21 protein-coding genes and 2 pseudogenes are annotated in these 23,705 nt (G+C 59.6%); 20 read left to right on the top strand and 3 right to left on the bottom strand.

Annotated features, from left to right (window positions below):
• Nucleotides 1-348: a Spy/CpxP family protein refolding chaperone gene (locus tag M0D64_RS25785; RefSeq protein ID WP_266259759.1), complete on the bottom strand. Its 348-nt coding sequence runs from the start codon at nt 346-348 to the stop codon at nt 1-3.
• Between the two features lie 1,967 nt (nt 349-2,315).
• Here M0D64_RS25785 and M0D64_RS25780 point away from each other — a divergent pair.
• The 5 genes and pseudogenes from M0D64_RS25780 to M0D64_RS25760 form a co-directional block, all read left to right on the top strand.
• Nucleotides 2,316-2,651: a hypothetical protein gene (locus M0D64_RS25780; RefSeq protein WP_266259758.1), complete on the top strand. Its 336-nt coding sequence runs from the start codon at nt 2,316-2,318 to the stop codon at nt 2,649-2,651.
• A 383-nt stretch (nt 2,652-3,034) separates the two neighbouring features.
• A complete protein-coding gene (locus tag M0D64_RS25775) occupies nt 3,035-4,171 on the top strand; it encodes a sensor histidine kinase KdpD (RefSeq protein WP_266259757.1) in 1,137 nt (378 codons plus the stop codon).
• A 183-nt stretch (nt 4,172-4,354) separates the two neighbouring features.
• Nucleotides 4,355-4,738 (top strand): response regulator, encoded by a 384-nt coding sequence (locus M0D64_RS25770; RefSeq protein ID WP_154565975.1) that lies wholly within the window; start codon nt 4,355-4,357, stop codon nt 4,736-4,738.
• 160 nt (nt 4,739-4,898) lie between these two features.
• Nucleotides 4,899-5,108, top strand: a pseudogene (locus M0D64_RS25765) (hypothetical protein); the annotation flags it as partial.
• Nucleotides 5,060-5,257, top strand: a pseudogene (locus tag M0D64_RS25760) (Crp/Fnr family transcriptional regulator); the annotation flags it as partial. The pseudogenes M0D64_RS25765 and M0D64_RS25760, both read left to right, overlap by 49 nt.
• A gap of 124 nt (nt 5,258-5,381) precedes the next feature.
• On the opposite strand, the gene M0D64_RS44920 reads toward M0D64_RS25760, so the two are convergent.
• Nucleotides 5,382-5,702 carry an SOS response-associated peptidase family protein gene (locus M0D64_RS44920; protein WP_367619663.1) on the bottom strand — a complete coding sequence of 107 codons (321 nt, stop codon included), beginning with the start codon at nt 5,700-5,702 and terminating at the stop codon, nt 5,382-5,384.
• A 394-nt stretch (nt 5,703-6,096) separates the two neighbouring features.
• Between M0D64_RS44920 and M0D64_RS25755 the strand changes: the two genes are divergently transcribed.
• The 5 genes from M0D64_RS25755 to M0D64_RS25735 all read left to right on the top strand — a co-directional run bounded on the left by M0D64_RS25755 (nt 6,097) and on the right by M0D64_RS25735 (nt 9,961).
• Nucleotides 6,097-6,231, top strand: a complete 135-nt coding sequence (locus M0D64_RS25755) for an entericidin A/B family lipoprotein (protein WP_154565978.1) — start codon at nt 6,097-6,099, stop codon at nt 6,229-6,231.
• Between the two features lie 556 nt (nt 6,232-6,787).
• On the top strand, nt 6,788-7,246 hold the full coding sequence (locus tag M0D64_RS25750) for a hypothetical protein (RefSeq protein WP_266259756.1): 459 nt from the start codon (nt 6,788-6,790) through the stop codon (nt 7,244-7,246).
• 515 nt (nt 7,247-7,761) lie between these two features.
• Entirely contained in the window at nt 7,762-8,283 is a 522-nt protein-coding gene (locus M0D64_RS25745; RefSeq protein WP_266259755.1) for an AMP-binding protein, read from the top strand.
• Between the two features lie 17 nt (nt 8,284-8,300).
• The gene (locus M0D64_RS25740; protein WP_266259754.1) at nt 8,301-9,164 is read left to right on the top strand and encodes a fumarylacetoacetate hydrolase family protein; all 864 of its coding nucleotides are present in this window, start codon (nt 8,301-8,303) and stop codon (nt 9,162-9,164) included.
• 14 nt (nt 9,165-9,178) lie between these two features.
• A complete protein-coding gene (locus tag M0D64_RS25735; RefSeq protein ID WP_266259753.1) occupies nt 9,179-9,961 on the top strand; it encodes an N-acyl homoserine lactonase family protein in 783 nt (260 codons plus the stop codon).
• Nucleotides 9,962-10,037: 76 nt separating this feature from the next.
• Here M0D64_RS25735 and M0D64_RS25730 read toward each other — a convergent pair whose 3' ends face one another.
• The gene (locus M0D64_RS25730; RefSeq protein ID WP_266259752.1) at nt 10,038-11,477 is read right to left on the bottom strand and encodes a PLP-dependent aminotransferase family protein; all 1,440 of its coding nucleotides are present in this window, start codon (nt 11,475-11,477) and stop codon (nt 10,038-10,040) included.
• 273 nt (nt 11,478-11,750) lie between these two features.
• Here M0D64_RS25730 and M0D64_RS25725 point away from each other — a divergent pair, with 273 nt between their 5' ends.
• From M0D64_RS25725 to M0D64_RS25680, 10 genes are all read left to right on the top strand, one after another.
• Nucleotides 11,751-12,950, top strand: a complete 1,200-nt coding sequence (locus M0D64_RS25725) for a pyridoxal phosphate-dependent aminotransferase (protein WP_266259751.1) — start codon at nt 11,751-11,753, stop codon at nt 12,948-12,950.
• Nucleotides 12,951-13,044: 94 nt separating this feature from the next.
• Nucleotides 13,045-13,839 (top strand): fumarylacetoacetate hydrolase family protein, encoded by a 795-nt coding sequence (locus tag M0D64_RS25720; protein WP_266259750.1) that lies wholly within the window; start codon nt 13,045-13,047, stop codon nt 13,837-13,839.
• A 60-nt stretch (nt 13,840-13,899) separates the two neighbouring features.
• Nucleotides 13,900-14,616 carry a transporter substrate-binding domain-containing protein gene (locus tag M0D64_RS25715; protein ID WP_266259749.1) on the top strand — a complete coding sequence of 239 codons (717 nt, stop codon included), beginning with the start codon at nt 13,900-13,902 and terminating at the stop codon, nt 14,614-14,616.
• Nucleotides 14,617-14,780: 164 nt separating this feature from the next.
• Nucleotides 14,781-15,689, top strand: coding sequence for a LysR family transcriptional regulator (locus M0D64_RS25710; protein WP_266259748.1), 909 nt, complete (start codon nt 14,781-14,783; stop codon nt 15,687-15,689).
• 132 nt (nt 15,690-15,821) lie between these two features.
• Nucleotides 15,822-16,628, top strand: coding sequence for an aspartate dehydrogenase (locus tag M0D64_RS25705; protein WP_266259747.1), 807 nt, complete (start codon nt 15,822-15,824; stop codon nt 16,626-16,628).
• Between the two features lie 89 nt (nt 16,629-16,717).
• Nucleotides 16,718-18,199 (top strand): aldehyde dehydrogenase family protein, encoded by a 1,482-nt coding sequence (locus M0D64_RS25700; protein ID WP_266259746.1) that lies wholly within the window; start codon nt 16,718-16,720, stop codon nt 18,197-18,199.
• A 66-nt stretch (nt 18,200-18,265) separates the two neighbouring features.
• Entirely contained in the window at nt 18,266-19,582 is a 1,317-nt protein-coding gene (locus M0D64_RS25695; RefSeq protein ID WP_266259745.1) for an MFS transporter, read from the top strand.
• Between the two features lie 89 nt (nt 19,583-19,671).
• Nucleotides 19,672-20,610 (top strand): PhzF family phenazine biosynthesis protein, encoded by a 939-nt coding sequence (locus M0D64_RS25690; protein ID WP_308102511.1) that lies wholly within the window; start codon nt 19,672-19,674, stop codon nt 20,608-20,610.
• Nucleotides 20,611-20,700: 90 nt separating this feature from the next.
• Nucleotides 20,701-22,140, top strand: coding sequence for an aldehyde dehydrogenase family protein (locus M0D64_RS25685; protein WP_266259743.1), 1,440 nt, complete (start codon nt 20,701-20,703; stop codon nt 22,138-22,140).
• Nucleotides 22,109-23,332 (top strand): PLP-dependent aspartate aminotransferase family protein, encoded by a 1,224-nt coding sequence (locus M0D64_RS25680; protein ID WP_266259742.1) that lies wholly within the window; start codon nt 22,109-22,111, stop codon nt 23,330-23,332. Before M0D64_RS25685 ends, M0D64_RS25680 begins: the two co-directional genes overlap by 32 nt.
• Nucleotides 23,333-23,705: the final 373 nt, after the last annotated feature.

Raw genomic sequence — 23,705 nt, 5'->3', positions numbered from 1 at the left:
TCACCCTTTCTTTGCAGAGTGGTGATGGTCAGTCTGGAAAATCAGATCGGCATTCTTCTTCTGAACGTCGGACATGCTGTCGTACAGTGCCTGAAACGCGGGAGTGAGCTTTCTGATGCCTTCCGCATGGGCATCGGCGATCTGGCCATAGGACTTGAGATCGTCGACAGCGCTCATGCTGTTGGCTTGACTGGTCCGCGCCTGTCTGAGCGAGTCCATCGTGCCCGCATTGTCACGCATGACCTGCGCGACCTTTTGCCAAAATTCTTCCTGCGCCGCGGTGATCTGAAGCCTCGTGCGAAGTCCACTGATGCGCGTATCGACCTGGTCATGGGTCGCAACGGTCATCACACGTGCGCGCGGTTGAGTCTGGGTGGGCGAGGCAGCGCACGCAGGATTGGCGAACGCCGTTATCGCGAGAAAAAACGCTATCGCGAGCGCCGGTGCAGCTCGCGGTTGGGATGGAGGTGCAATGAGTCTCATGATCGGTCTCCAAAGGAGTTCGATGGACTCGCGAACGGATGAACGTCAGTGCGGCGAATTCGATCGAACAGATCATCTGTGCGCCGACTTCCGACCGGCGTCTATCCGGTGCCGGACGCTTGCGCGCTGGAGCGCACTTGCTGAATCGCGGGAGCTGGTCAGCGCAGAAGCGAGCACGTTGTCCGGCTGCCTCACGGGCACGCCAGAGTTTCTCTTTCTTCAGGCGAACAGCGTTCCGTCTATTCCGTCTTGAGTACTACCAAACCACCTCTATCGGGATTGCGCGCCACGACAACCATGCTGACGCATTCGGGGTAGCGCCGATATAGCGAGAGGGAGCCGATGCAGGTTCACCCGTTGGCCAACGGCAGGGGCCGCCAGCTCGAGGCAGGAGGAACAGGGTAGGGCCGGCGGGTTCATGGGCGTTATCCGACATGAAAAAGTCGGCCATCGTTCCGAGCAGTCTAGGATGACCATTCTGAGTGTGGCCGTATCGAATGCGTTGAAACAGAAGTTTCAACGCGCACGCAAGTACGCTGCTCGTAACCTGGATTGAAGTCGGTACGGTGCCGTATCCGGTTTCGGACAATCATTCTTGCGTCAGCGCAGCGTCGGCCGGACCTGCTACGACACCATGCTGCGCCAAAGGCATGATCATGTTCAGCACGTGCTGGTGACGCGCTGTTGCAGAGGGAACCCGAGTTCGACTCCTCGCTGGTCGACTTCTCACCAGGCCGTGGATGGTGCGACCGGACAGCGTGACGATCGCTGTGGGCGAGATCCGCGCTTTGGACATGATGCTCGGGTTCCGTATCCGATTTTTCTACAGGACAGCGGATTTCTGATCGTTCGAACCCATCTCTTTCCTCATAGTGGGGACATGTCAAGATGGGGAGATTGCGCGCGTTGAACCGAGATGACAGTGACCTCGGTGCCGTTGTTCGAGTTACTTTTCTGTCACCGTAACATCGTTTCGTAAGGCACGCTGACAACATGTACGGTAGCGTACCGACAGGCGTTCCGCGCGTGGGGATAATTGTGCGGCGTATGGCTGATGCCGACGTGTGTGATTCCGATGGCCGTGGCAGTCGCTGCGGCTTCTTTTTGTGCGGATACAAAAAAACAGCAGGTGGCACGGGAATTTCGGGATAGAGGGCTGATCTCGCGCACAGCCTTTTACGCAAACTCGCGTTGCATGCGTGCGAAGCGGGAGCTTTCAACGGAGTTCTGCCGCGCGGTAGCCGTTGCTGTTGCACAGACTGTTGGATTACCTTGAAGCCGCCGGCGCTTTAAAAGTGCAGATGGTCGAATTTTTCGACTCTTGGGCCAATTTTATGGATGAGGGTGCACCCCTTTGTCCAGCCTGCTATATCGAAGTGTCGAGACAGTCGCTGACTCTGTTAATGGGTAGACAGCGCACCTCGCCGAGAGTCTGCTTCGCCTGCGGCTCTCAACTCGGGGCGCCGCTTGAAAGTTAGCTTTTTTGCAAACGGCCTTCACAAACTTCGTAGATACCACGCGTGATCGGCGACCTGCAGTCAAAGGACCAGCTCCCCGTGAACAACGTCGCGAGTGCGACGGAATTTTTAAAGCCGGATATGGTTAAAAATTACGGGGCAAGCTCCTCCGAAAGCCGCCCCAGTTCAATCCGTCTAGGCCAATCGCAATGCGCTCCATTGCCGGTGAGCCAGATATCCGTCAGATCGGCCATGTGATCTGTTCTCAATCATTCACTGCTGCGCGCGTGCGCAGCAAGCTGCCCGATAACCAGTTAGGAGAGCCGTTCCGCGTGGCCTTGATCGTCAGGGTTATTGAGGTAGGAATTTCTAAGCATGTTCGGTTTGAGTCTCCGCGACCTCGAAAGCGTTTTCTTCAATCCGGTGGACCGGCCATTCGTTCGAAAAGGCGATGGCGTCAGCTTCAGTCCCAAAATCTGGAAGGTTGATCGCAGCGTAAATTTCGATCTCGTCGCGCGTATGGGTTTCGATCCGATAGATTCGCGCCTGTGCAAAAAACGGCCAACGGAGAACACGGGGATGCTGTCTACACTGAAGTTGCGGGATATGACTCGCGTAGTAGGCCCTGATCGAGAGCGCCACCGCACTGAAAATAGTGCTGAAGTACCTGAAGTATGTCGTCTCAAGGCAGCGCCGACAGGCTATTTGTGAACCTTGGTTAGCTTGCTGCCGCGGCGCTGATCGGGCTCGACATGTCGGGTTTAGTGACTTCATATGCGCGCGATAACTTGATTTCCCCGCGTTCGCCGAAAGACGTACCCGAATGCGAAGAGCGCGTAATATGGTACGTGCGGTAATTGTTACTCGAAAGAGATCTCGGTCACACTTTGTCAGCGCAAAGGGAATTTGCTCCATAGCAGTTTTTTGCGATCTACGAAGTCGGCCATGGTGTTCTAGTGGGGGTGTCGTGTCATTGGGCTTCGACATCGCCGATCGATGCGCCAGTGGGCAAATACCGCGTCGCCGTGAATAACGTCCGGCCGTGCCGCTGGCGCCACGCATAGAAAGACGAAACCAACATCCAGGGGCGCATCATGATGCACGTTTTTCTGGCAAACAACCGCAATGAACTGATAGAACGCTGCCGGGCGAAGGTGGCACAGAGGCCCGCGCGCGAAGCAACCGCGCAGCAACTTCAGAATGGGGTGCCGCTGTTCCTGGATCAGCTCATCAGGACGCTTCGAACGGAACAGACATCGGAGCCCCTGGACAGCCGCAAAATTTCAGGTCCCTCAGGCGGGGGGGCGTCCTTATCCGAAATCGGCGAGTCAGCGGCGCAGCACGGACGGGAGTTGTTGAAGCTCGGGTTCTCGGTTGACCAGGTCGTCCACGACTATGGGGACCTGTGCCAGGCAATTACTGATCTCGCGTACGAGCGCGATGCACCGTTTCTGATAGACGAGTTTCGAACCCTTAACCGCTGTCTGGACAACGCGATTGCCGATGCGGTCACCGAGTTCAGCTATCAGCGCGATTTTGCGCTTGCGGATCGGCAAGCTGTTGAAATACATGAGCGGCTGGGGTTTTTCGCGCACGAACTGCGTAACTTTCTTCAGACTGCAACGCTCGCGTTTACCGCAGCAAAAACCGGAAATCTAAGTCTGTCTGGAGCCACAGGGTCGGTTCTGGAGCGGAGCTTGGACGGATTGCGTGATGTGATAGCCCACTCTCTGGACGAGGTTCGTACGGCCGCAGGAATTTCTCTGCAATCGAGGATGTTTTCTGTTGCCGACTTCATCGCTGAAGTGAAATATGCCGCTGACCTTGCGGCCCAGATTCGCGGATGCGTATTGACGGTTTCCACTGTAGATCCGCGGCTTGCCATCAGCGGGGATCGCGACCAGCTTTATTCGGCGGTTGGAAACCTGCTGCAAAACGCCTTCAAATTCACGCACTATCACACCGAAGTGACGTTGGACGCGTACGCGTCGTCGGACCGCGTCCTGATCGATGTGAAGGATCATTGCGGCGGTCTTCCGTCCGGTAACGCAGAAAGAATGTTCCTGCCGTTTACTCAGAACGGCACGGATAAGACCGGACTGGGGCTAGGTCTTTCAATCGCTAGGCGCAGCGTCGAGGCAAATAACGGTGTTCTCAGCGTCCGCGATGTGCCCGGCACCGGTTGTGTCTTCACGATCGCCTTGCCTCGATATGCAGTCTCCGCAAGCTGAGCGTTACGCTGCCGGGTCATCTACGCACGCTACGCGGGTCGCGGCACACCGCTGAACCGACCCGTGTGGGGCCTTCACGGTGAAACGTAGCGATATTTCTCCAGTCTCCATGCGGGCAAAAATTCTCACTGGTTACCCAGGTCCTGAAATTGCTGCAACTGCAAAGCAACCTGGAGAATCGAAATGTTTACTACCGGAGTCACGCGCCTGCTCATCGGGGACGACGATCCAGATTTATTGGCCGCGTACGTACTGTTCTTTTGTGTTTGCGGTTTCGACATCCGGACCGCCAGGAACGGTGCAGACGCGCTCGCCGAATACGGCGCGTGGCATCCCGCTGCAGTGTTGCTCGATATCGAAATGCCGCGTCTCGACGGGCGCGCGGTGGCGAGAGAGATCCGCCGCGTCCGGGCGACACCTGCGCCACTGCTGGTGGCCATTACGGGTCTAACCGCGCTCTCTGAACGGGCGGAATCGATGCACAGCGGATTCGATCACCATTTCGTTAAGCCGGTACTGATGCCGCTAGTCCTGGCTGCTATCACCCTGGGGCTTGCTGCGCGTTGAACAGTGAACCTGTGCAACGCAGCAACCGCGATTTTTCAGGGGCGGAAGTTGAACGCGTCTTCGGCCCGGCAAGCACTGTCCGCGAATGTCTTTTTTTTTGCACCGAGGGGCCGTTGAAGGGGCGCCAGCAGTCTTCCGGTTCAACCCACGCGGGGAGCACAGCCACATGGTGGGACGCGATGCGGCCGAAATCATCCGGGGCGTCGCGATCGCGGTAAAGATGGGCGCGAGCAAGGCGCAGTTCGACATGACTGTCGGCGTTCACCCGACTTCGGCCGAGGAATTCGTGACGATGAGGGGTCCGTGGGCGCCGCCCGCTTTGCCAACATGCCCGGTGTCCGGCGATCCGGGGTTACAGACGCCGCGATGAAACTGCAGGATGCCGGACCGATTCGTCACCATCGCTGCAGCCATCTCGCGGCGTTGGAGTGGCCAGGGCTCGAAAAGCGCGAGTGCGAATGCTATGCCATGGTGAGGCGCGAGTTCGACAGGCTCTTACCTGATTTAACGGCGCGATAAAAGAGCGCCGTTCGTGTGCATCGACCATAGTGAGTCGGTGAGCGAAACCCGGACGACTTCGCGACGCTAACTGCGCTTCAAAGCAGCCGCCCGGGCAGTCTGTTTTCTCTTGATGACGCGCCCGTCAAACTGGTTTGACTAATTCCGCACCGTCGTTCCCAACGCGGTTGACTGACGGACTAACCGGAAACCACTCGAATTCTTCGGCGGGCACTGCCGCGCTGCGCGCGACATCTTCGACCTCCCGAGCGGATGTCGCTGGGTCCAGCCACTTGCGGGCGGCGTCAGCCACGAATATCAGTAGACTCCCGCCATGCACATCGAACAGGCCTGATCTGGCCGCTGTTGTGATGACGATGAACCCGTCATCATCGTGTGCTTCGTTGTCTGGTTGCAGGATGGCCACCCCGGCGAGGAACAGTGGCCCCGACCTTTTCGGCAATATCGCATAGGGTGTGCCTCACACCGTCGTCTGTCCCGATCCACTCGTACCAGGAGTCCGCAGGCACAATCACACGGCCCGAGCGCCAGAGAGTTTTCAGAAACGGGCTGTATGCGACATTTCCGCGCGTGAGGTGACGATTTTGGGGAGAAACAGGGGGACGGACCCGGGAGGACGACAACCCCAATTGAGACTACGAATGATGCAGTCGGGGTAAATGACGAGCTGTCGAGTGCCCGGCACGGCGTTCCACGTCGGCGAATAGATGTCGAGCGGTTCGAGGGATTGGCCGATGTCGGTCGAAAGAGGGGATGCCGACAGGCCAAGCAGGCAGCACCGACAGCAAAATCGTCTAAAATTAATCTGCTCCGATCCTGATTTGAACAAGGGGAAGATAATGATTAGATTGATTGCATGGATGCTGATTGCCGGTACCGCGGTTCTCGCGGGCTGCAGCACGATGGCGGGCGCAGGCCAGGACATTTCGAAGGGCGGCCAGGCGATCAAGAATGAGGCACAAGAGCCCAAGTAAGGGAGCCAGCTGAGGGAGCGCGCCAGCGAAGTCAAGAGCCGAGGTCAACAAGCCCATTCGCTGCCAATCATCGCAGCAGACGCGGCGCCGTGATGGTGCCGCGTTTTCAATTGCGCTCGGTGATCGTCTTATTGTGCCGTGAGTTCGATTGCCGCCGTATCCGCATCGCTGCCCCGGGCAACAAGGATGTGGATGTCACCCGGTGTAATGTCGCCGATTCTGCGCTTCCTTCAACTTCAGTTCACCTGACTTCCCTCGCATTCATGGTTTGCTCCGTTTATCAGAACTGCTTTGCAACATCCAGTCCGTATGCCGTAGCATTCATTCGGGCTCTCTATTCCGCAAGTGGACGCGTCGAAACTCCACTCTGGCCCATTGATGCCGATCGGTTCTGGAGGGCCTCTACGTTCCTGTAGAACCCTGCGTCCCCAAAGGGAAGGCAGGGTCCATTTCACCTCGGTCGAACTCGGGCTTTGGTTGACGCTACAGAGGGCTGCAGTTTGCACGGCTTCGGTATAATCCAGCGGTCTTCAAGTGGCGCCAGCTTTTCGAAAACATGTCCTCCAAGCGAAACAAGTCTCTAGTTGGGCGAACCCGCAAGCCGCTGACAAAGGCACTCCTGCTGCCGATGGATCGCGCCTCGGCGCGCGAACGGTCCCTGTCCTGTCATCTTGCACTGATGGCGTGTCGCGACGGCCATGGGAATGGCCATCTAGTCAACGAACTCATGCGTGCGGTGTACCTCGGTTGGTATTTGCAGCGCGCCGGCTACGGCCATCAGCCGGCGGAGCAGTTCAAGATTACCGAGTGCGCGGTTGAGACTACCTTGGCGTGCGCTCATGAGACGGGGGAGTGGCGACTCGCACCTGAGGCAATCAGCGACTTTGAGGCGCTGCTCGCGCTCTATGATGCTCAGCTTGAAAGCGTGCCTCTGCACAAGGTACTCGAAGCGGAAAGTCGACTCCGAGCTTTTCTCGCTGGTACTGCTAACTCCCCGATTTCCTTGCCGACGTGACCGATCATGTCGGCCAATTTATCCGTCGCGAGGCATGTACTGGCTGGCCTCATCGCGACATGCCAGCGATATGCCAGACGTAGTACACGGGCGCAAAAAAATGCCACGTCGATGAAAGGTCGACCGGGGGTAGTTCACGATCGCGCTTCGCCCGGCGATAGGACAGTCGAGCAGAACGGCATCTGAGCTTGCGTTGCCAGGGCGCGAAATTCTACACTGATCCCGGTACGGCACCGTACCGTTTTCCAGCGCAAGCGCGTGCACAATATTCCCGCATGTTGAGAGACGCTTGGCGCAAAGGGACTCCATACAGCCGCGCAGTAAGAGGGTCCCGATTGATCACATCGACATAACGCATCGCACGCCTTACGCCCAGCGGGTTTTCGCCTGGCTGAAAGGCGGATTTAAGTCCAATAGAAGAATAAACGCGTTGCAGCAAACGAAGGTTGATCGTTTCCGACGTACTCACTGAAATACAACCCAGGGGCTCAACCGCGAACCGAAAGGAGACCGTCGTGACTCACATCGCTCCCTACAACTTCGGGCTCGACAAAAATGGCGCGAACTACGTGCCGCTGTCGCCACTTAGCTTCATCGAACGTGCCGCGCTCGTTTACCCGAACCGCATTGCCGTGATTCACGGGGAATGGCAGATTACCTGGAAGGAATGCTACGACCGTTGCCGGCGTCTCGCTTCGGCGCTCAAGAAGCGCGGCATTGGGGTCGGCGACACGGTGGCACTGACGGCTGCTAACGTGCCAGCCATGTACGAGGCACATTTTGCTGTGCCGATGATTGGCGCAGTATTGAATACCCTGAATACCCGGCTCGACGCGGAAGCTATCGGATTCATGCTACAGCATGGCGAAGCCAAGGTCGTGATCACCGACCGGGAATATTCCGCAATCATGGAGCACGCTCTGCCAATGATCGAAGAGCGGCCGTTGGTCGTCGACATCGATGACCCTGAGCATCAAGGTGGGAAGCTTCTCGGCGAAAAAGATTACGAAGCATTCCTGCTCGGGGCCTCGGCCTGAAGTTGGCCAATCTCCGCATGGATGGTGCACTCGCCCTCGGCGCCGAGCTCGACGGCCGGATCGTGAATATCACACAGGCTGGCGCCAACTTCGAAATACCTGCGCCGGTGGATATGGACGATTTGCTTCAGAACGATCGTGCTGCCGACGTATCGGCTATCGTCAGTCGCCTTCGGGAAGACGGCGGAATCGGATCGGTTGAGGTACATGAGGCTGCTTTCGCTCCTCTTGTCACGCGGCCGCGGAAGATCATCTGCGTGGGGTTCAACTACCAGGCGCATGCGGCGGAGACGGGAACGCCCATTCCCAAGGCGCCGCCAATTTTCAGCAAGTTTGCGAACGGACTCAACCACCATGACGGCGACATTGAACTGCCGACTATGGTAGACAAGGAATTCGACTACGAGACGGAACTCGTGATCGTTTTCGGGCGGAAATGCAAGAACGTGTCGAAGGAGAACGCGCTATCTGTTGTTGCGGGCTACGCGGTCGGCAATGACTTCAGCGCCAGAGGTTTGCAGAACATCACCACGCAATTCACGGCGAGGAAGATGTCGGATGGTTTTGCTCCATTGGGTCCCTGGCTCGTTACCCGCGATCGTGTGCCCGAGCCGAACAACCTGAGGCTGCAAACCTGGGTGAACGGCGAAATCAGGCAGGACGGCAATACCAGCGAAATGATCTTCGACTGCCGCGAGATTATCCGCTACGTGGCCGGCATCATGACGATCGAGCCGTGCGACATCCTTTTTACCGGGACGCCGCCGGGGGTGATCTGGGGGCAAAAGGTGCCGCGCGACGAACGTCAATGGCTTAAAGCGGGCGACAAAGTGGTGTCCGCGATCGAAGGGCTCGGTGAGCTCGCCATTCATCTTCGCTGAGAACGGGGGCAGCCATGAGCCATGACGCGACAATCGAGCGACTCTACGTGCTCGACGCAGGTATAGCGCAGGTCGACGATGCCTCGATTTACTCTCCCGGATTCAATGTCGGTAAACCGATGACATTGAGCTGCAACGCGTATCTCATCCGCCATCGCGGACAATGGATGCTATGGGACACCGGCACCCAGGACGATCTGATCGGCGAGCCGGAAGGCCGGATCATCGCCCACGGTATCCGCGGAACGATCAGTAAGACCATCGCATCGCAACTCCAGGAAATCGGGGTTGAGCCTGAGGAGATCGGCACGCTGGCGCTTTCGCATGCGCATTACGACCATGTGGGCAATTGCCGGCTGTTCACGAAGGCCGAGTGGATCGTGCAAAAGGCTGAATACGAGGCCATGTTTGGGCCGGATCCTGACGCGTTCGGATTCAGGCCGGAACTGTACAGCACGCTGCGTAACAACAGGCTCAGGCTGATCGAGGGCGACCACGACGTTTATGGAGATGGCGCCGTCCGTATCATTTTCACGCCCGGCCATACCCCTGGACATTGCTCGCTGTTGCTAAATCTTCCCGAGGCCGGGCGAGTCGTGTTGAGTGGCGATATTGCTCACAATCGGCGTAACTTCCAGTGCAGATGCGTTCCTTCTTTCAATGTCGACGCACTGCAGTCAATTGCGTCGATGAACAGGGTAGAGGAGCTTTTGGATGCTGAACGTGCGACGTTGTTCGTCAATCACGACGTTGCCCAGAATGCAACCTTGCCTCATGCGCCCGACTGGCTCTCCTGATCGCAATATGCATAGCTGAACCGCTGCGTTTCCCGTACAGGCCCCTTTGATTCACCTGTGCATGCGTCAAAGTCGCTCAGCGCGCGAGCTGAGCCTGCGCGAGCCGGGCCAGGCGATGGACGCCGTCCTCTATGCGGTCACTCCAGACATGCCCAGCGCTCAAGCGCAGGCAATTGCGAAAGCGCCGGCTTGCGGAGAAGACGTCACCGGGCGCGAAGCAAATGCCTTGTTCGAGTGCTTCGTCGAAGAGTGCGCGCGAGTCGAAGCGCCTCGGCAGTTCCAGCCAGAGCATGAAGCCGCCTGCCGGCCGGCTTACTTTCGTGTCGGTCGGGAAGTTTGCCTCGATCGCACGCGTCATGCGCCCGAGGTTCTCTTCGAAGATGCGCCGGACGCCGCGCAAGTGTGCATCGTATGCGCCGCTCTCCAGAAAGTCCGCGAGCGCGACCTGAGGCAGGACAGGGCAGCAGAGGCTGAACGCCAGCTTGCGTTCCATCACCCGTTGCGCATAGGCGCCCGCCACGATCCAGCCGACCCGATAGCCAGGTGCGAGGCTCTTCGAAAACGAGCTGCAGTAGATTGTATTGGCGCCGCCGTCGAGCGCGATGAACGGCCTGGGCCGCTCGCGACCGAAGTGGATGTCGCCGTAGACGTCGTCTTCGATCAACGGCACGGCATGCCGCGCGAGCAGCGCAAGGAGCGAGCGCTTGTCGGCTTCGGCCATCGCGCAGCCTAGCGGGTTGTTAAAATTCGACGACAGTACGCAGGCGGCCACCGGTTCCGTATCGAGCAGACGGGCGAGCGCGTCGACGTCGATGCCGCGTGTTGGGTCGGTGGGCAGCTCGAATGCCTTCAGGCCAAGCACTTCGAGAGTATGGAGGAGGCCAAAGTAAGTGGGTGATTCGATCGCAATCGAATCACCACGCTTCGCGACTGCGGTCAGCGCGAGTGTCAATGCCTCGGTGCAGCCGTTCGTGATGAGCAGGTCGTCAGGCGACAGCGCATGTCCGAAGTGCATCGCCCGTTTCGCGATTTCGCGGCGCAGGCGCGGGTCGCCTTGCGGCGCGCAATAGATGTTGTAGCGCGTGCCGTGTTGACGTGCGGCACGCGCGAGCGCGAGGTCGAGCCGCTTCGACTGCAGCAGCGCCGCGTCGGGTACGGCGCAGCCGAGCGGCACCAGCGCCGGGTTCGAGACGTGCTCGAGCAGTCCTGCGACGGCGCCGCTGATCGACACAGTCGACGCCTTCGCGCGCGCTCGCGAGACCGAAGGCAACGCGAGTGCGCCGCGGCGCGAGCCCGCGACGTAAAAGCCTGACTGCGGCCGCGCAACCAGGATGCCGCGATCCTCGAGCAGGCGATACGCCTGTAACACTGTGGAGATGCTAATGCTGTGCTGTTCGCTGACGGCACGCACGGATGGCAGACGCGTGCCCGCCGCGAGCGCGCCATTGTCGATCATGCCGACGATGAGCTCGGCCAGGCGCTCGTAGCGGTACAGAGTGGGCGTGTCCGTGTCCATGGAAGGGCTCATAACGGTGTAATCGGTGTAATCCACGATTATCGACCTGGCGCCCCGGCTCGCCAAGAGGAATTGTGATGGTCCATTTCGCGGAAAATTGTGACTGTTATGGTCGACCGGCCGGCGCTACGATGCATGTGTTGCGATCGCGTCTGAAGGAGCCGGGGTACTGCGCACAGCGAAAACTGCTGTCGGGGTCAGGCTGAAACGGCTGTTTGGCTGCTTGCAGCGGATCGTCTGACAAACAATTGACAGCAAATGCAAGGCAAAAGCATGCAGGGTATCCAACAGAACGTCGACGAACGACAGCAGCCTGACCTCAGCGAATCGAACCCCCAGCCGTGGCGCGGGCGATTTCCTCGCAACGAGATCATTTCACTTCTCAATGTGAACCGGCCGTTCAACCTGGCGGAAAGCACGTCGCAGGACTTGACGCTCGGCGAACTCCTGTCGCTGCCGGGTCTCGAGGATATCCGCAATCTGAAGCTCGGCTACGGCACATCCGCCGGTTCGGTCGCGCTTCGCGAGGCAATTGCCGAGGGTTGCAACGTTCCAGCCGAGCAGATCATCACGACACAAGGCACCGCGCTTGGTCTCTTTCTTCTCGCTTTCGAAGTTTGCCGGTCCGGCGACGAGGCTGTCCTCGCGACGCCATGCTTTCCGCCGAGCCGTGATTGTCTGCTCGGAGCCGGCGTTAGCGTCCGCGAGATCAAGCTGTCATTCGAGCGTGGCTATCGGCTGGACCTGGACCAGATTGAGGCGAGTCTGTCGCCGAAAACGAAGCTGATCAGCATCGCTTCGCCACAAAATCCGGCGGGTATCCAGACGTCTCGTGCCGACGTCGAGAAGCTCCTCGTCTTGATGGAAAGGTGCTCTCCGGACGCGATACTTTTCATCGACGAGACCTATCGGGAGGCCACCTATGGCGACAATGCGGCGCTCGAGAGTTTCGCCGGACTCGATCGACGTATCGTCACTGGCGCGTCGGTGTCGAAGGCGCTCGGCGCGCCGGGCTTGCGCACGGGTTGGCTCACGGTGGCGAACGCTGATCTGCGGGAGCGTCTGGCCGTCGCCAAAATGAACACCGTGATCTCGGGATCGGTTCTTGACGAGACGCTCGCCACAGCGCTTCTGCGCAACAGGGACGGCGTGCTCGCACCGCGACGCCGCTTGCTCGCCGGTGCGCTGGAGGAACTGGCGCTTTGGTGTGATAGCGAGCATAAGCGCATCGAGTGGGTGCGCCCTGATGCCGGCGCGTTATGTTGCCTGCGCCTGCGCGCCGATGCATTCGACGATGTCGCTGTCGCGCGTTTCTGGGATCTGCTGCCGGGTCATGATTTGCAACTGGCATCCGGCGCGTGGTTTGGCGAAAGCAGCCGTGTATTCCGGCTGGGCTTTGGCTACCTGCCGCCTGCGCGTCTCGGACCCGCACTGTCGGCACTTTCAACGGTCATGAACGCCGCTACGGCATGACGTGTCGGCTTAAGCTGGAAACATCACGATGAAACTTGTTCGATTTGGTCCGCCTGGTGAGGAGCGGCCAGGTATTCTCGACGCCTCCGGAACGGTGCGCGACGCCAGCAGCCTGGTCCGCGATTGGTCAGGCAGCGCGTTGGAGGCAAGCTCTTTGAGCGAAATATCGCGGGCTGATCTTTCGCGGCTACCGGAAGCGCCTCCAGCCTCCCGCCTGGGTAGTCCAATCGCAGCGCCGGGCAAAATCGTATGCGTGGGACTGAACTACGCGGATCACGCAGAGGAAACCGGTTTTGAACTGCCGCAGGAGCCGCTCGTGTTCTTCAAGTCTCCGACTGCGCTGAGCGGACCATTTGACCCAATTGTCATTCCGGCGACTGCCAAAGCGGTCGATTGGGAAGTCGAACTCGCGGTGGTCATGGGCGGCGCGGCGCGCAACGTTCGCCCCGAGGACGCCGCGTCGTTCATCGCTGGCGTCGCAGTCGCCAACGATGTCACCGACCGGCATTGGCAGTTCGAGCGCGGAGGGCAGTGGAGCAAGGCGAAAAGCGCGGACACCTTCGCTCCGCTCGGACCCTGGCTGGTTACACTGGACGAGCTTCCCGCGTCGCTCGATCTCAGGATCTGGTTGCAAAAAAACGATGTGCCCCGGCAGGAAAGCCGTACCAGCAGAATGGTGTTTTCCGTCGGCCAGATCATTGCCCATCTAAGTGAATTCATGACCTTGTTACCCGGCGATCTCATCCTGACGGGGACGCCTCACGGCGTTGCATACAACAAGCCGGAGCCAGACTATCTGAAGCAAGGCGACATCATCGCTTGCGGAATCGAGGGGCTCGGTTCGCAGCGCAGCGCGGTTCAGGCAGCCGTGTCATCGATGCACAAATGAATCGCCACGCCCAAGGGCGGGCGACCGGAATCTTAACTACTGGACATGTGGAGCACAGCTATGAAAGTAAGAATCGCATATCTCGAGGAACCGCCGTTCTACTGGACGGGTGAAGATCATTCGGCGACGGGCGCCGATATAGAGCTGGCCGAGGTGGTGCTTCGGGCGATCGGTGTGACCTCCATCGAACATCAGTTGACCTCGTTCGAAGAACTTCTGCCTGGTGTGCAGGAAGGCCGGTGGGACATGAACGTACCCATTTTCGTGACTGCTGAGCGCGCCGAGTGCGTTGCATTCAGCGTGCCGGTCTGGGCGCTGGGCGACGGCTTCCTGCTTCGTCAGGGAAATCCGAAAGCGCTGACGAGCTACGGGGCCGTTGCGGCGCGCAACGACGCGCGGCTTGGAATCGTCGCCGGGACGGTTCAGCTCGACTCTGCAAAATCGGCCGGCGTGATCGATAGCCAGATTGTTGCGTTCAGGGGCCAAACCGAAGCGATCGACGCGTTGCTCGCGGGAAAGATCGACGCCTACGCGAGCACGGCGGTTGGCAGCCGTGTCCTAGCCAGCGCCAATCAGGAACTGGAAGTGGTGGTGCACGAAAAGAGCAAGGACGGCAGAGCACCTGTGGGCGCGTTCTCGTTCAGCAAGAACAATCCTGACCTTCTGCAGGCGGTGAATGAGCAACTTCGCAAGTACCTCGGTTCGGCTGATCACCGTGCCCGCATGGCGAAGTATGGTCTTACACAGACGGAACTCGACAGCGTCAGCGCAGCCTGACGGCAACGTAAGCGCAGCCTGAGCGGAATGATGCATCCGGGGGCGTTGCACGGACATCGGTGGACGCCCGTGCAACGCCTGGTCGCCATACGACCGGCATAGAATCCCCCTGTGCCCACGACACTACACGCCGGCCCGGCGATCCGCCGCACGGACATGACAGCATGATCCAGCCCCAGTCACTCAGGTATTTCGCCGAAGTCGCGCGCACGGGTTCGCTAAGACATGCTTCGGAAACGTTCTTTGTCGCACCCAGCGCGATCGGCAAACAGATCAGCAATCTGGAAAAGGAACTCGGCGCGGCGTTGTTCGACCGCTCACCGCGCGGTGCGACGCTAACCGCAGCCGGCCAGCTATTGCTCGATTACGTGAACGCCAACACGAGCCACGTCGAGCAGTTGCGCGCTGCAATGGACGACCTGAGCTCTTTGCGCCATGGCGTGGTCCGGATCGCGCTGGTCGAAGCTGCCGTGCATAGCTTCATGCCCGATCTGATAACGGAGTTCTCGCGTGACCACCCGGGCATTGCTGTGCATCTCGAGGTCTGCGGAACTGCACAGATTGTCGACGCACTCGTCGATCATCGCGCCGAGATTGGCATGGCCTTCAATGTCCTCAATCGCGACGACATCAATCTTCATGGCCGCTCAATCCAGCCGCTGCAGATGATATGCAGGCCGGAGCATCCACTCGCCAGCCGAAAAACAGTGTCAATGTCCGAACTGGGTAACATGATAGTGGCGTTGCCGGCGCGGACATTCGGCATTCGCTATCTGATCGAAAAAGCCGCCGCACGGGCGAACGTCGCGCTTCAGGTTGCGGTTGAAGCGAACTCACTGCAGGTTATCAAGAACCTCGTCAGGCAATCGGATCTTGTCAGCTTCATGCCGCCGCTCACCCTCGAGCAGGAGACCTCCCACGGATGGTTACGGGCCGTACCACTGGATGAGCGCGATTCCGGGTCGGCGACCATCGACGTGATCAGCTTTCGCGGGCGACAACTGTCGGTCGCGGCACAGCGTTTCCTCGACCTTCTGATCCGGCGTCTCAGGACGGGCCGCCAGTTTCCCTGACCCACCACCCGCAGTGTTCTGTTTTTGTGACGATAGACGTCACTTCGAGCACCTTCCCCGGGAAATTTGTATCCCATCTAATGCATTCATCACGTGGGGCCGAGCCCGGGCGCCACGAACCGAGTGAGGGACATGATGAATGTTGGATTGATAGGATGCGGCGCCATCGGCAGCCTGCTGTACGACTTGCTGAGCCGGCACGTACCCGCCGTTCGTGTCGTGGCTGTCTATGAACGGGACACACATCGCGAGGGAGCGCGCAGGGCGCTCGACGCCGGCGCCCGGGTTGTCGATAACGTTGACGATTTCCTCGATAGCGATCTCGACCTCGTCGTCGAATGCGCAGGCCACGAAGCCTTGCGCAACCTGGGGCCGTCCGTCCTGGCGGCAGGGCACGACATGCTCGTCGCCTCAGTCGGTGCGTTGGCGGATCCCACGCTCGAGACGCTATTGATCGACAGCGCGACCGCCGCAGGGGCACGTCTGCGCATTCCCTCCGGCGCGTTAGGCGGGCTCGACGCGCTAGGCGCGGCGAAGTTCGCCGGCCTGCGCGAGGTGCGCTACGAATCGCACAAGGCGTCAGGAGCCTGGCGGGGCACGCCTGCCGAAGCGCTGGTTGTGCTCGACGACATCAAAACGCCGACCGCCATCTATGAAGGCACGGCGCGAGATGCGGCGCGCCTCTTTCCGCAGAACGCCAACGTGGCCGCCGCGGTCGCGCTGGCCGGCGTCGGCTTCGATCGGACCAGGGTGGTGCTGTACGTCGATCCGCTTGCAACCGGCAACACGCACCGGATCAAGGCGGAAGGCGATTTTGGCCACATCGACATTGCGGTCACTGGCAAGACCCTGCCGAGCAATCCGAAAACCTCGATGCTGGCGCCGTGCAGTCTCGTACGTGCGATCGCAGACCTCAACCAGACCCTGGTCGTCGCATAGCCGACGAGAACGCTTCTCGTCGGAGCCCCATGCGGATTCGCAGCGAGCGGCCAAAATTAAAAAACTCCGATTATAGATAAGGATGCCAAATGAAAGATGACATTGAGACGCAAATCCAACCCACCGACGCTGTGCTCAGCCCCTATGACGGCGCTGTGGTTGGCTATATGCCGATTGCCGATGCGGACGCTGTCGAACGATCAATCGAACGGGCCCAAGCCGCGTTCGAGATCATGCGCCAACTGCCCCGATTCACGCGCGCGGATATTCTGCAACGCGCGGCGGACCTGATCGAATCACGGCGCGACAAGTTCGTGCGCACGATCGCAGCGGAGTCGGGCAAGCCCTTGTACGATGCGCGAGGAGAGGTTTCGCGTGGCATCTTCAACTTGCGTAACGCGGCTGCCGAAGCACGGCGCAGTCATGGTGAAGAAGTACCGCTCGATGTCGACGCGGGCGTTTTCGAATACCAGACCACCGATGCCAGCGGCAGCGCTACGGAATTGTCCCGTCTCGATCTCGACAAACTGGCGGACATGCGCCGTCGTGTGGGTATTGCAAGGCGCTTTCCGATTGGCCTCATTCTGGCGATCTCTCCGTTCAATTTTCCGCTCAATCTTGTCCTGCACAAAGTCGCACCGGCGATTGCGGTGGGCAATGCCGTCGTGCTGAAGCCCGCGCCGCAAACGCCGCTTACCAGCCTTCTGCTGCAGGAAGTCATGCGCGATGCGGGCCTGCTCGACGGTGCGCTGGAGGTGTGTCACTGCAGTATTCCGCTTGCGGAGTCGATGGTCCGGGACGACCGCTTCGCCATGGTGACCTTCACGGGCAGCGCCAAGGTCGGCTGGCATATCAAATCGATTGCGGGCCACAAGAAAGTCGCGCTTGAGCTCGGCGGCAACGGCACGGTGATCGTGGCGGAAGACGCGGATCTTGACCTTGCAGCGGCGCGGTGTGTTCGTGGCGGCGTGGTGTTTGGTGGTCAGTATTGCATTGGCGTTCAGCGCATTCTTGTGCACGAGAACGTACGCGCTGAGTTCGAGGCCAGGCTGCTCGACAAAGTGCGCGCGTGCAAGGTCGGCGATCCGATGGAAGAGGGCATCGACGTAGGTCCGGTTATCGACGAGAAATCGGCTATCCGCATTCAGGGCTGGATAGATGCAGCGCTGACCGGCGGCGCGCGTCTACTGGCCGGTGGCCCGCGTGTCGGCGCAGTCGTGCAGCCGACCGTGCTGACGGATACCCGACGCGGAATGCTGGTCGAGGACGAGGAAATCTTCGGACCTGTACTCACGCTCAACAGCTATCGCACATTCGATGAAGCCGTAGAGCGTGCCAACGATTCGCGTTATGGCTTGCAGGGTGGACTTTTCACGCGAGACCTGCAGCGTGCGTTCCGGGCGCTGGAGAAATGGGATGTCGGCGGCCTGATGATCAATGACGTGCCGATCTATCGCATCGACAACATGCCTTTCGGCGGCTGGAAGGAATCCGGCACCGGCCGCGAGGGCACGCGGTACGCGATGGACGAGATGTCGGAAATCAAGCTGCTCGTGATCAACTATTCGTGAAGCCAGGTCGCGCGTTTCGCTGAACGCTGCGAAACGCGTCTTCCTTGTCCTCTTCCAGGATCCAACATGTCGACGTCTCCCCTGAACATTCCCTCCTGTGATCTTGAAGACGACGCTCCGACCGGGCGCAGTCTCTATCGCAAGCTCACATGGCGGCTTGCCCCATTCCTGGGCTTATGCTTCTTTGCCGCATTTCTGGATCGCGTGAATGTCGGCATAGCCAAGCTGCAGATGCTCGATTCGCTCGGATTTAGCGAAACGGTGTACGGGCTCGGCGCCGGACTGTTTTTCGTCGGCTATATCCTGTTTGAAGTGCCCAGCAACCTGATCCTGGAGAAAGTCGGCGCCCGCTTCTGGATCGCGCGCATCATGGTCACATGGGGCGTGCTTTCAGGGCTGACGATGTTCGTGAAGACGCCCGGGCAGTTCTATGTCGTGCGTTTCCTGCTGGGAGTGGCGGAAGCCGGATTCCTGCCCGGCGCACTGCTTTACCTCACCTACTGGTTTCCCGACGCGCGGCGCGGCCGGATCGTCGCACTCTTCATGGTGGGCTTGCCGCTGTCGAGTCTGATCGGTGCGCCGCTCTCAGGCTGGATCCTGTCGATCTTTGACGGCGTGCATGGCTTGCGCGGCTGGCAATGGTTGTTCGCGCTGGAAGCAATGCCTTCCGTGCTGCTTGGTGTGCTCGTCTATATCGTCCTGCCGAAAACGCACCAGGGTGCGCGTTTTCTCAGCGCGGCCGAACTCACGAGGCTAAAGCGGGACATCGGAATCGATCGGGAGGAGAAGAAGGAGCATCGGCTGGCTCAGGCGTTTGCCAATCCGAAGGTATGGGTTGTGGGTTATCTCGACCTCTGCGTACTGCTCTGCTTCTATTCGATCAGTTTCTGGATGCCCACGATGCTGCGCGATGCCGGCGCGAGAAGTGCGATCGAGATCGGCGCGCTGATGGCGATCCCCAATGGCCTCGCGGTGGTCATGGTTCTGCTAACCGGGATCAGCTCCGACCGCTTCCGGGAGCGTCGCTGGCATGTCGCCGTGCCCTTGCTGTGCTCAGCGTTCGGCCTGATCGCAAGCGCCTTTTTTCCGGGGAGCGTGGCCGCCATCGTCATCCTTCTCTCGATGGCAAACGCCGGGGCCGCGGCGGCAATGCCGGTGATCTGGGCGCTTCCGTCAACGTTTCTTCGCGGCACAGCCGCTGCCGCCGGTATTGCATTCGCGTGCTCGATTGCCAACCTTGGAGGATTCGCGAGCACCTATTTCCTTGGCTGGCTGAAAGATCGCACTCATAGCGTGGGCGCGGGTGTCATCACATTCGGTATCTGCCTGCTGCTGGGTTGTGTGCTGGCACTGGCAATGCCGAAGCGGGTCGTCAACCGTTGAGCGCTTGCCATCCTCGCCGGACGAAACTGTAATGGTCTAATGAGCGAAAAACTGTGACTGTTATGGTTGGGCTGCGCGCGCTACGATGTATGTGTTGCACTTGCATCCAAAGAGTACCCAGATGTCCACGCGAGTCAGACGAGGCGAACATGAAACGATCTTATAAAGTGGTTGACGTCTTCACCGCGAAGCCGCTTCTCGGCAATCCGGTGGCTGTGGTACTGGACGCGGAGGGCCTGACTACTGACGCGATGCAAGCGGTCGCGCGCTGGACCAACCTGTCAGAAACGACCTTTGTCTTTCCGCCCACAACAGCCGGGGCCGACTATCTCTTGAGGATCTTCACGCCGCGTAGTGAGCTTCCCTTCGCAGGACATCCGACCTTGGGTAGTGCTCACGCCATCGTGGAAGCGGGGCGTGTCACACCGCGCGAAAGCGGTCGATTGATTCAACAATGCGGCATAGGCCTCGTTGAATTGACGATCGAGGAGCGAGGCGCAGATCGCCAGCTCACGTTCAATCTGCCACCTGCGAAGCTGGACCCGCTGCAGGCCGCAGATGTGGCGGAACTGGAGCTGATCCTCGGCTGCAAAGTGGACCAGAAGACTGCGCCGGGCATTGTGAATGTCGGCGCCATCTGGATCGTGGCGCATATGAACGATGCCGCTGCCGTACTCAATCTTCAGCCGGATTTCGCCAGGTTGGCGGAGCTCGAGCGCCGCCTGGGCGTCACGGGCCTGACCGTATTCGGCCCGCGCGAGCATGGAGACGATGCGGCAATCGAAGTGCGTACCTTCGCGCCGTCCTGTGGCGTGGAGGAGGATCCTGTCTGCGGAAGCGGCAACGGCAGCGTGGCTGCCTTCCAGTGGCAGCGCGGCCTGTTGCCGGCAGGCGGAACAGATTACGTAGCTGCGCAGGGACGATGCGTCGGTCGAGATGGGCGAATCAAGGTAAGCGTGGATGCGAACGGAAATGTGCGCGTGGGCGGTTCCTGCGTCACATCGGTGGAGGGCTCGCTTACGCTCTAGACAGGACCGGACGCGAGACGCGCAGAAACGGCTTGCGCGTTGGTTTCCGACACTTTCCGCATTCGCAAGAAAGGACGCAGGCGCTTCGAAATGAATTCCGCATTCCCCATTGACTCATCGCCCGGCTTCATCTCGGTCACCAATCCCTTCGACGGCGTCGAAGTCGGCACGGTCGTGAACATTCCGCCGGAAGGCGCCCAGGTGCTGATCCAGACTGCGAAGGAGGGCGCGCGCGTTTGCCGTAACCTGTCCCGCCACGAACGCTCTCGCGTGCTCGAGACCTGTGCATCGCTCGTGGAACGTGATAGCGAGGCCTTTGCGAGTCTCATCGTCGCGGAAGCGGGTAAGACGATCAAGCAGGCCCGGAAAGAAGTGCTGCGTTGCGTGAACACGCTCAAGCTATCGGCTGATGAGGCGCGTCGAAACGCAGGCGAGGTCGTACCGTTCGACGCGTACGGTGGATCGGAAAATCGCCAGGGGTGGTTCACTCGGGAACCGCTCGGCATTATCGTCGCCATCACGCCGTACAACGATCCACTCAACCTGGTTGCGCATAAGCTCGGGCCGGCAATCGCCGGCGGCAATGCCGTCGTTCTCAAGCCCTCCGAACTCACGCCGCTGTCGGCGATCAAGCTCGTTGGATATCTGGTGGCGGCCGCCATGCCACCGAACGTCGTGTCGGTCGCGACGGGTGGCGCAGCGCTTGGCGAAGCACTCGTCTCGTCCCGGGACGTCAGAATGATTTCGTTTACCGGTGGATTCGCAACCGGGGAGAGAATAGCCAGCTCCGCAGGCCTCAAAAAGCTTGCGATGGATCTGGGCGGTAATGCGCCCGTCATCGTTCTGAACGACTGCGACCTCGAGGACGCCGCTACGTCGTGCGTGTCAGGGGCGTTCTGGGCCGCAGGCCAGAACTGTATTGGCACGCAACGCATTCTGGTTCAGTCGTCCATCTATGACGCGTTCAGGACGCGTTTCGTTGCCGGCACCAAAGTGCTCAAGACGGGCAATCCCGCGTTGCCTGACACGGACGTCGGGCCAATGATCACGGCTCAGTCAGCGGCTCGTATGAGACGCGTGGTGGACGCCGCGATCAGTCAGGGCGCCACACTGCTGTGCGGCAATACTCAGGACGGTTCGCTTTACGCGCCAACGGTACTTGAGGACGTTAGCTTCGAATGCGACCTGTGGAAGCAGGAGATATTCGGCCCGGTTGTCGTTCTTCAGCGGATTGAGACACTGGATGAGGCACTCTCGCTCGCCAACAGCTCTGAATACAGTCTGCATGCCGGCATCTTCACAAATGATCTGCATGCCGCGCTCAAGGCAGCCGACAGGCTGGAGGCTGGCGGCGTCATGATCAACGACTCGTCGGACTACCGATTCGACGCCATGCCGTTCGGGGGATTCAAGTACGGAAGCCTCGGCCGCGAAGGCGTCAGATTTGCGTACGAGGAAATGACTCAACCGAAGGTCGTGTGCATCAGGAAGACGGTATATGGCAACCATGAACAGTCAGCAACGGCCTGATAAGGACGAACCGGCAAGCCTTTCTTTCGCGAGTCAGGCCGTGCATGCCGGGAACGTCATTGACGCCACGACGGGCGCGATCCGTACGCCCATCGTGATGGCGAACTCGTATCAGTTGCCAGATGACCCGGCCGCACTCGACTGGTCGGATTCTCAAACGCTGTTCTATACGCGCAATTCTGGCCACAATCAGCTTTGCCTCGAGCGTAAGCTTGCCGCAATGGAACGCGGTGAAGATGCAGCCGTTTTCAGCACGGGCGTTGCGGCGTTGCATGCGATCTTCTTCACGTTCCTGAAGAGTGGCGATCATGTCGTGGTCAGCGACGTCACGTATGAGGCTGTCTGGCGTCTTTTCAGTGACCTGCTCCCGCAACGGTACGGTATTGAAACCACGTTCGTGGACATCAGCGATCTCGCTGCGGTACGCGACGCCATACGCCCGAACACGAAGCTGATCCATGCCGAGACTATTGCCAATCCGACCACAAAGGTGGCGGATGTCCGGGCGCTTGCAAAGATCGCACACGATGCCGGCGCCATGCTGTCGATCGATGCAACGTTTACGCCCCCGCCGATGTTTCGCGGCGTTGAGCATGACGCGGATTTCGTGGTTCATGCACTGACGAAGTACATCAATGGGCATGGCGATGCGATGGGCGGTGCCGTGATCGGGCGCGGGGAACCGATTCGCCGCCTGAAGGCCGATGCGCTTGTCGATGTGGGCGGTTCAATCTCGCCTTTCAATGCGTGGCTGATCATGCGGGGCTCAGTGACCTTGCCACTGCGTTTGGCTCAGCACGTGTCTACCGCGCAGAAGGTCGCCGAACTCCTCGACAAGGATCCGCGTGTTGCCTTCGTGGCGTTTCCGGGACTGTCTTCCCATCCGCAACATGCGCTTGCATCGCGCCAGTTTGGCGGTATGGGGTATGGCGCTGTTATGGCTTTTGCCGTCAAAGGTGGACCGGAGATACAGAATCGCTTCGTGGCTAATCTGCATCTCATTACCTCGGCGGTATCGCTTGGCCACGACGAGTCGCTGATTGTGCACGTCGGCAAGGCGGGACGCGGCGGATCGGAGTGTTATCCGGACGTATTCCGGGAATATGGTCATCTGCGTCTGTCGATCGGTCTCGAAGAGCCCGCCGATCTGATCGCAGATATCACGGCGGCGCTCGACGAGACGTTCGTCTGATTGGCAACGCGCTGAGTAAGCAGCACAACGTCCGTCCCCGGCGGTCGTCCCTGCGTTTGGCCCACGGCGGTTGCAGCACGCGTTGCATGCTTTCCGGTCGGGAGTGCGGCCGAAGTTAAGGTGACTTCCGCAAGATCCGCCAGGATCGCGTTGGAAAGTGCCTGACGGTATCCCCGCAGAAATCGTCCTCAGATGCCCAGTGCTCTTGATCTTTCAACGAAAGCGCAGGTTGATTCACCAATACCGTCTGTCCAAAGCTGCTAACTGCCGACTGGATTTTTCGGTATCGCTGACGGTATCGTCGCTGCCTGACCAGGCGGAAGCGCCGTATCAGGAGGGGTTCAGCCACCGATTGACGATCGAGTGGGGATTC

The sequence above is a fragment of the Paraburkholderia sp. WS6 genome (assembly GCF_030464835.1).
In the GTDB taxonomy this organism is placed as follows: domain Bacteria; phylum Pseudomonadota; class Gammaproteobacteria; order Burkholderiales; family Burkholderiaceae; genus Paraburkholderia; species Paraburkholderia madseniana.
This window is presented reverse-complemented; position numbering and strand designations above follow the sequence as displayed.